The 6,950-nt window shown below is 43.8% G+C and carries 6 protein-coding genes; 3 read left to right on the top strand and 3 right to left on the bottom strand.

What is annotated here, in order from left to right:
* A partial coding sequence (locus tag CAG69_RS05900) for an FAD-dependent oxidoreductase (protein WP_161443150.1) occupies nucleotides 1-1,420 on the top strand: 1,420 nt, incomplete at its 5' end.
* Between the two features lie 27 nt (nucleotides 1,421-1,447).
* Here CAG69_RS05900 and CAG69_RS05905 read toward each other — a convergent pair.
* From CAG69_RS05905 to CAG69_RS05915, 3 genes are read right to left on the bottom strand one after another with little or no spacing between them, the layout of a single operon-like run.
* Nucleotides 1,448-2,383 carry a biotin-dependent carboxyltransferase family protein gene (locus CAG69_RS05905; RefSeq protein WP_046876110.1) on the bottom strand — a complete coding sequence of 312 codons (936 nt, stop codon included), beginning with the start codon at nucleotides 2,381-2,383 and terminating at the stop codon, nucleotides 1,448-1,450.
* Nucleotides 2,380-3,063 carry a 5-oxoprolinase subunit B family protein gene (locus CAG69_RS05910; protein ID WP_161443152.1) on the bottom strand — a complete coding sequence of 228 codons (684 nt, stop codon included), beginning with the start codon at nucleotides 3,061-3,063 and terminating at the stop codon, nucleotides 2,380-2,382. The genes CAG69_RS05905 and CAG69_RS05910 overlap by 4 nt, the downstream gene beginning before the upstream one ends.
* Nucleotides 3,063-3,818, bottom strand: a complete 756-nt coding sequence (locus CAG69_RS05915; protein ID WP_104973678.1) for a 5-oxoprolinase subunit PxpA — start codon at nucleotides 3,816-3,818, stop codon at nucleotides 3,063-3,065. The genes CAG69_RS05910 and CAG69_RS05915 overlap by 1 nt, the downstream gene beginning before the upstream one ends.
* 319 nt (nucleotides 3,819-4,137) lie before the next feature.
* Between CAG69_RS05915 and CAG69_RS05920 the strand changes: the two genes are divergently transcribed.
* A complete protein-coding gene (locus CAG69_RS05920) occupies nucleotides 4,138-6,096 on the top strand; it encodes a diguanylate cyclase domain-containing protein (protein WP_161443154.1) in 1,959 nt (652 codons plus the stop codon).
* Between the two features lie 54 nt (nucleotides 6,097-6,150).
* Nucleotides 6,151-6,950: UDP-glucose 4-epimerase GalE (gene galE / locus CAG69_RS05925; RefSeq protein ID WP_161443155.1), on the top strand; the 800-nt coding region annotated here is incomplete at its 3' end.

Genomic DNA, 6,950 nt, shown 5'->3' on the forward strand with positions numbered 1-6,950 from the left:
TTACAAAGATAAGCACATCGCTGTTGTTGGTGGCGGTGTCGCAGGTACAACAGCAGCAATTCATTTTGCGGAGCTGGGTTTTAAAGTTTCCGTAATAGAGAAGGGCGTATCACTGGTAAATGGTCCGCCCATTTGCCATTTACATGCAGGTGGCAACTTATATCGAGAGATTTCTGAGCAACAATGTTTAGATTTGTTAGCACAATCCATTGATACCGTTCGCCTATATCCGCTTTCACTGAATATTCGCCCGACGATCATTGCAGTCCCTTATTCTGATGGTGGAGATCCATCCGCACTGATTCCTCGACTAGAGGTGGTGAAAAATGCTTATCAAAAGCTCGTTGATCAAAATGAAAGCAATAAAGTGCTTGGTGAGCCAAGTGAGTACTACAAATTGTATTCAAAAGAGGATCTAGAAGCACTAGCACAACGCACTCAACCAAGTCACCCTGCAACCTTTGATGAGTGGTGTATTCCTTTTGCTCAACATGCTGATCTAGAAGCGCTAAAGTACCCAGTTGTGGCGGTTCAGGAATATGGCTGGAGTGTTTTTCGCCTTGCCGCAATTGCCAACTTAACGTTGAACGCTCTGCCAAACGCCTCAGTATGCACACAAGCAACGCTCAAACAAGCGGACTGGATGGGTAATCACTGGCAACTTGGTTACGAACGAGATGGCATTGATTATCTTATGACATGTGACTACTTGGTTAACGCGTGTGGCTTTGAAACAGGCTCAATTGACAACACAGTTGGTGCCAAGCGTGACAGGTTGGTGGAGTTTAAAGCCGCTTACGTTACGAGGTGGGCAGACTGTCAACAACAATGGCCAGAAGTTATTTTTCATGGCCCGCGTGGAACCGATAAAGGAATGGCTCAATTGACGCCTTATGGCGATGGTTACTTTCAACTTCATGGTATGACAAAAGGAATCACGCTGTTTGAAGATGGTTTAGTGGAGAGCACGAACTCATCTGCTCAACCTGAACTGCCTATGCCTTTACTCTCGAAGATCCGTAACGGCTGGAGAGAAGAAGTCTTAGAAGAACGAACCAATAATGCTATCAAACACATGGCGCAGTTCATTCCCGACTATCACTCTGCTATCAAAGGGGGAAAAGCCCTGTTTGGTGCCCAGCAAATTCCTGGAACGGATCCGGTACTCAGGGCAGCCGATGTGACCTTTGAAGACAACCATTACGCACGAATAGAAGTGGTAAAAGCGTCATCAACACTACTCGCAGCGCAAAAAATGCTTCAGTTCTGGTTTGATATCGAACCTAACCAAAACGTGGAATCCCAACATCCTGTCGCTGTGCATTGGTCTGAACAAGAAATTGAGCAGTACGCAATTAAACTCACTCAAGAGCGAGACTATCCGCAAGCATTAGCAGAGCGTTATGGGATGCCTGCATGACCGTTACGTATGGGCTCAGAGGTTGTATTAATATCCAAAAAACTGAGCCCATTGGCACCATACTTCTTGCAAGCCTTGTCTATCTCCTTTCACAAAATTGACTTTTTGCCCGGGTTTCGCCTGTGCCAGCCTTGGCAGGTCAATACGTGCTACACAGCCAAACTTAGGATAGCCACCGATGGTTTGATGGTCGTTGAGCAACACAATGGGATTACCATCGTTAGGAACTTGAATCGATCCTAGCGCAATTCCTTCCGACAGTACGCCTTCGTAGGGCGGTTTGATTTTGTTTCCCTCAAGACGGTAGCCCATACGATTTGAATCAGGGGATATGGTGAATGCATTGCTATAAAAGGCTTGGCGAGCGTCTTCATCAAAGTCCTCATTTTGATAGCCTTCAATCACTCTCAGCTTGATAGGTAAGTTGTAATCTGGCTTAAAGCGAAATGTCATCAGCCTTGGTTTGTGCTTCGGTAAGTTATGAGGAAAAAAGGGAAGAATATCGCCTGCTTTTAAAGCGCCACCATTTGAGTCATAACCACCAAGAGATTCTCTCGTGACTGTAGAGGCACTTCCTAAGTGCTGAGCAATATCGAACCCACCTTTAACCGCAAGATAGGATCGAAGTCCATTTTTTGCGACTCCGAACTGCAGCTTCTGCCCCTTCTTCAATGTAAAGTCAGACCAATTTGAGATAGGCTCACCATCTACTTTTGCATTCAAATCACCACCACATATTGCAAGATGGCAGTTATGTAGTGCGACAAAGCAAGCGTTACCCAAAGTAATTTCAATCGCAGCACAATTGACTACGTTACCAAGTAAATGATTTGCCCAACTGTAGGCGTAATCATCTACGGGGCCACCTTGAGTCACGCCAATATGCGCTAAGCCAAAACGACCAAAGTCTTGAATCAAAGAAAGTGGCCCTGACTTTTCCACCAGCAATCCAGCGTAACTCATAGAACACCTCCTAACTCGATAAACTTTTGTTTGGAAATGGCATTAAACGTGACCTTGTCACCTACTTCAAACGGTATAAAAGGTGGCGTATCAGAGAAAAGGGGAAGCGGGCTTCTACCGATAATGTTCCATCCGCCAGGACTATCTGATGGATAGACGGCCGTTTTAGAGTCTGCGATTCCCACGCTTCCGGCTGGTACTAGCGTTCTTGGTGTCGCTAACCTTGGCATATGTAATTGAGTATCGACATCGGAGAGGAATGCAAAACCTGGAGAAAAACCAATCGCTGAAACCGCATACTCGGCCTGAGTATGTAAAGAAATGAGCGCGTCTAATGATAGTCCACGATCTTGAAAGCGGGGCAAATCTAGCGCGGTTTCTTCGGAGTAGTATACGGGAATAGTGATGTGGTTAGGTTGAACAAGGATGAGCGATTGAGTATCAAACTGACTGATCATTTGATGCAGTTTATGCACTAAATCTTTTTCATTGATTCGAAAAGGCAAGTAATCAATGAGGATGGTTTGATAGGATGGGACTACGTTCATAATGATTGACGCTAGAGTGTCTTTGATGTTTCGAGCAAGTTCTCCGACCGCATTTTCAGAAATATTCTCGTCAAACTTAATGAAAATACTGCACTCAGAGATCAAAGAGATACTAAATTTCTCTTTATGCATTAATTTCCTCCCGCGTATAGGCTTTGACGGATCTTTTGGATCAGAGCGATCGACTCTTCATTGTCACCATGAACACAAATCGTATCGGCTTCCAGTAAAATGTAGCCGCCAGAAGCGGTTTTGACACGCCCAGAATCTGCTAACGTACGGACTTGCTCAAGTATCGCATGCTCATTCTTTAACACGGCATCAGGCTGTGTCCTAGGTGTAAGTAATCCGTCATCTTGATACAAGCGGTCTGCAAATGCTTCAAACAGCAAGGGAACGTCGTAATCATCTGCGATTTCTAAGTATTTTTCGTTTTCCTGTGACGCTAGAATCATTAACGGCACTTTGAACAAAGCTGCCGCCTTTACGACTGATCTAAATATCGAATCACTTTTCATCATGTCGTTGTACAACGCGCCATGAGGCTTTATATAGCTGATATCTGTGTATTGAGCCCGACAAAGTGCCTGTAAAGCGCCTACTTGGTATATAACCATGTTAGTAATCTCATCACCCGTCATGTTTATACTGCGCCTGCCGAAGCCTTGGAGGTCGGCGTAGCCCGGGTGTGCTCCAATATCAACATCGTTGTCGTTGGCGAGAGTGATAGTGTCATGCATGACATTAGGATCGGAAGCATGAAAACCACACGCGATGTTTGCCATATCAACATGAGGCATAACATCTTCGTCTGCCCCCATAATCCAAGAGCCAAAGCTCTCACCCATGTCACAGTTCAATGTAAGTTGCTGCTTATTCAATGTCATACGTTTTATTTCTACACAAGCAATGGGTTCACGATGCAGGAAAATGCATCTAGGTTCAGTGACTCACTTCATTCTTCTATCATGAAAGCGAGGTTTATGATCTGATGGCTGACGAAAAAGATCACTTTAGTCCATAAAGATGTTGCCGTTATTTGAGTTGATCCGAATTTTAAGGTATTTCGTTCCTTTTCCATCCAATTTTTGAGAATTTAAGGTTATTTTGCATTGGCATCGTGTTAATCTTGTCGCCCTTAATGGGTAATAGATTGCATAACAACGCTTCTGTCATTTTTAGTGGTTGTCTGCGACAGGAATACATATGTCATTACGAGCAAAGCTTATTTGGCCAATTTTGGTCTTTATAACGGCTATCTTTGTTATCTCAAAAGGTTATACCTCGTATACTGCATACCAATCGTCTAAGCATGAGTTGGTCGAACAAACGAGAAAGTTGATTAACAATGTTTCTTTCTCAATTAAAGATGCGCTAACGACAAAGAACAAGCAAAAAGCTCAAACTACTCTCATCAACTTTTTAAACCAGCCGAATGTTACGCGGGTTAAACTTTACGACCAAGATGATCAGCCTTTCGTTGTTCTTGAAGGAAGTGGGGTATCAGCTCCCGTACCTAATCAAACTGAAAGAAGCAAGTTACACGCGCTAGGTTATGCCTTATCAGCCAAATTTCTTTATGTTCTAGAGCCAATTATTCACGATGGTCGTGTCATTGGCAGTATGAGGGTTACGCTTTCCCATCGTCCAATCATAGAAGCCCAACAATCTTTACTTCGAGATGGTGCTGTACTTATTCTGTTGCTGTTCGCTGGTGGCACTATCTTTTACATAAGTATCGATAGGCTTGTTCTCAAACCTGTTATAGAACTGAGTCATACGATAGAGAGTGTGACACACGGACAAAATACGGATACTCAAGTTCGCTATTACTCCAAGGATGAAATTGGAGAACTCGCACATTCCTTCAATCAAATGATGAACAAGTTAACAACACGCGAGAAACAGCGGCAACATTCATTAGAAATGTTAGAACAAAAGCGGGCGTTTTCAGAAGAAGTCATTGAATCTATTCAACATGCATTAGTTATTACCGACAACTTCGGGCGTGTTATTTACTGTAATACTGCGACTCGGCAGATATTTCAAAAAAAGTCAGAGGAACTTGAGCATGCCAATATCCGTGATCTAATTAAAACGAAAACACCGAATGAGCTGAGCCAAATCCTAAGTAGGGGGTTAGAATGCGATGACATTCACCTCAAAAATGCAGACAACGAACAGCAGTTGAGTTTAACCAGTCGTCGTTTGTCCACACATGGACACTTATTGTTTTCGATTCAAGATATCACCGAAATTGAAGAGGCCATGAGCAGGCAGCGTGTTGCGGGGCGTGTTTTTGAGAGCAGCCAAGATGGCCTCATCGTTCTTAATCATCGAGGTGTTATCACAATGGCTAACCCTGCAGTCACTAAGTTAGTTGGACTAGAGATGGATCAGCTTATTGGGAAGTCATTTATCCAAACACTTAAGTGGCGCAAGTTGCAGGAAATGATGCCTAGCATCATTGAATCGATAGAAAACTACGGGGTATGGCAAGGGGAAGTTATTGAACAGAACCATCTTGGCCAGTTTGTGCCGATGTTTGCAAGGGTTAATCGTATCGTTAAGTGTGAAGACAATGGGTTCTACGACCTAGTCATTGTTCTTACCGATCTTTCTGGTGCAAAAGAGATGGAACGACTTGAGTACTTAGCTCATCACGATGCACTAACGGGGTTAGCGAATCGCTCCAAGTTCCATTTAGAGTTGGAAGAATTAGTACAACGGTCGGGATACTTACGTGACGAATTTGCGGTGCTTTACCTCGATCTCGATGGTTTTAAAGAGGTTAATGATACCTATGGCCATGACGCAGGTGATGAAGTTCTGAAAAAAGTAGCCGAGCGTCTAACATCTGCGACTCGACATAGTGATTTAATCGCAAGACTTTCGGGTGATGAATTTGTCATGTTGGTTAATCCTGCCAACCAAAAAGTCGTCACCCGAATTGCAGAACAACTGCTCGAAAGCGTATGCACACCAATCGAGTACAAAGGTAGCTCGCTCAAGGTTGGCGTTAGCATCGGCGTAAAATTGGTCGGTGTTAATGAGCGAGATGCCACTCGAGTGTTAAAAAGTGCAGATACTGCAATGTATCAAGCTAAAAAAGCCGGAAAAGGCCAAGCAATATTAATGGGATGCGAATTGCAGGAGACAGTTTAAATCGTAACGTCAAAGCTTTAAACTAAACCCATTCGCGTCAGAAGGAATGATAAAATGAAAGTACTTGTTACGGGTGGTATGGGCTATATTGGTAGCCATACATGTATTCAAATGATCGAAGCTGGTATGACGCCAGTGATTCTAGATAACCTGTACAATAGTAAGTCTACGGTCTTAGATCGCATAGAAAAGGTATGTGGCGTAAAGCCAACCTTCATTCAAGCCGATATCAGAGATAAATCGACAATGGTAGAGGTTCTAAAATCGCACGATATCGAAGCGGTTATCCATTTTGCAGGTTTAAAGGCCGTCGGTGAGTCCGTAGCAAAACCCCTAGAGTATTATGACAACAATGTGAATGGCACTTTGGTATTGGTTGATGCTATGCGCGAAGCTGGGGTTAAATCGTTGGTATTTAGCTCCTCAGCAACTGTCTATGGCGATCCTGCATCTGTTCCAATCACAGAAGACTTTCCTACTAGCGCAACTAACCCTTATGGACGCAGTAAATTAATGGTGGAAGAGTGTTTAACAGACTTCCAAAAGGCGAATCCAGATTGGAGCATCACACTTCTTCGTTACTTTAACCCTGTAGGTTCACATCCAACAGGTGAGTTAGGTGAAGATCCTCAAGGTATTCCAAATAACCTAATGCCGTTTGTTTCTCAAGTTGCGGTGGGCCGCCGAGAGTTCCTCTCTGTATTCGGTAGCGACTACCCAACGAAAGATGGCACCGGCGTGCGTGACTACATTCATGTGATGGACTTATCCGATGGTCACGTCGCTGCTTTGGAAAAAGTAGGTAACAAAGCTGGGCTTCATGTCTACAACCTTGGCACTGGCAATGGCTACAG

The sequence above is a fragment of the Vibrio sp. V43_P6S15P86 genome, from assembly GCF_009904725.1.
GTDB lineage: Bacteria > Pseudomonadota > Gammaproteobacteria > Enterobacterales > Vibrionaceae > Vibrio > Vibrio diabolicus.

Bases quoted from the DNA above. Each gene is read 5' to 3' on its own strand.
- CAG69_RS05910 (WP_161443152.1), bottom strand. From the start codon at position 3,063: ATGCATAAAGAGAAATTTAGTATCTCTTTGATCTCTGAGTGCAGTATT.
- CAG69_RS05905 (WP_046876110.1), bottom strand. From the start codon at position 2,383: ATGAGTTACGCTGGATTGCTGGTGGAAAAGTCAGGGCCACTTTCTTTG.
- CAG69_RS05915 (WP_104973678.1), bottom strand. From the start codon at position 3,818: ATGACATTGAATAAGCAGCAACTTACATTGAACTGTGACATGGGTGAG.
- CAG69_RS05920 (WP_161443154.1), top strand. From the start codon at position 4,138: ATGTCATTACGAGCAAAGCTTATTTGGCCAATTTTGGTCTTTATAACG.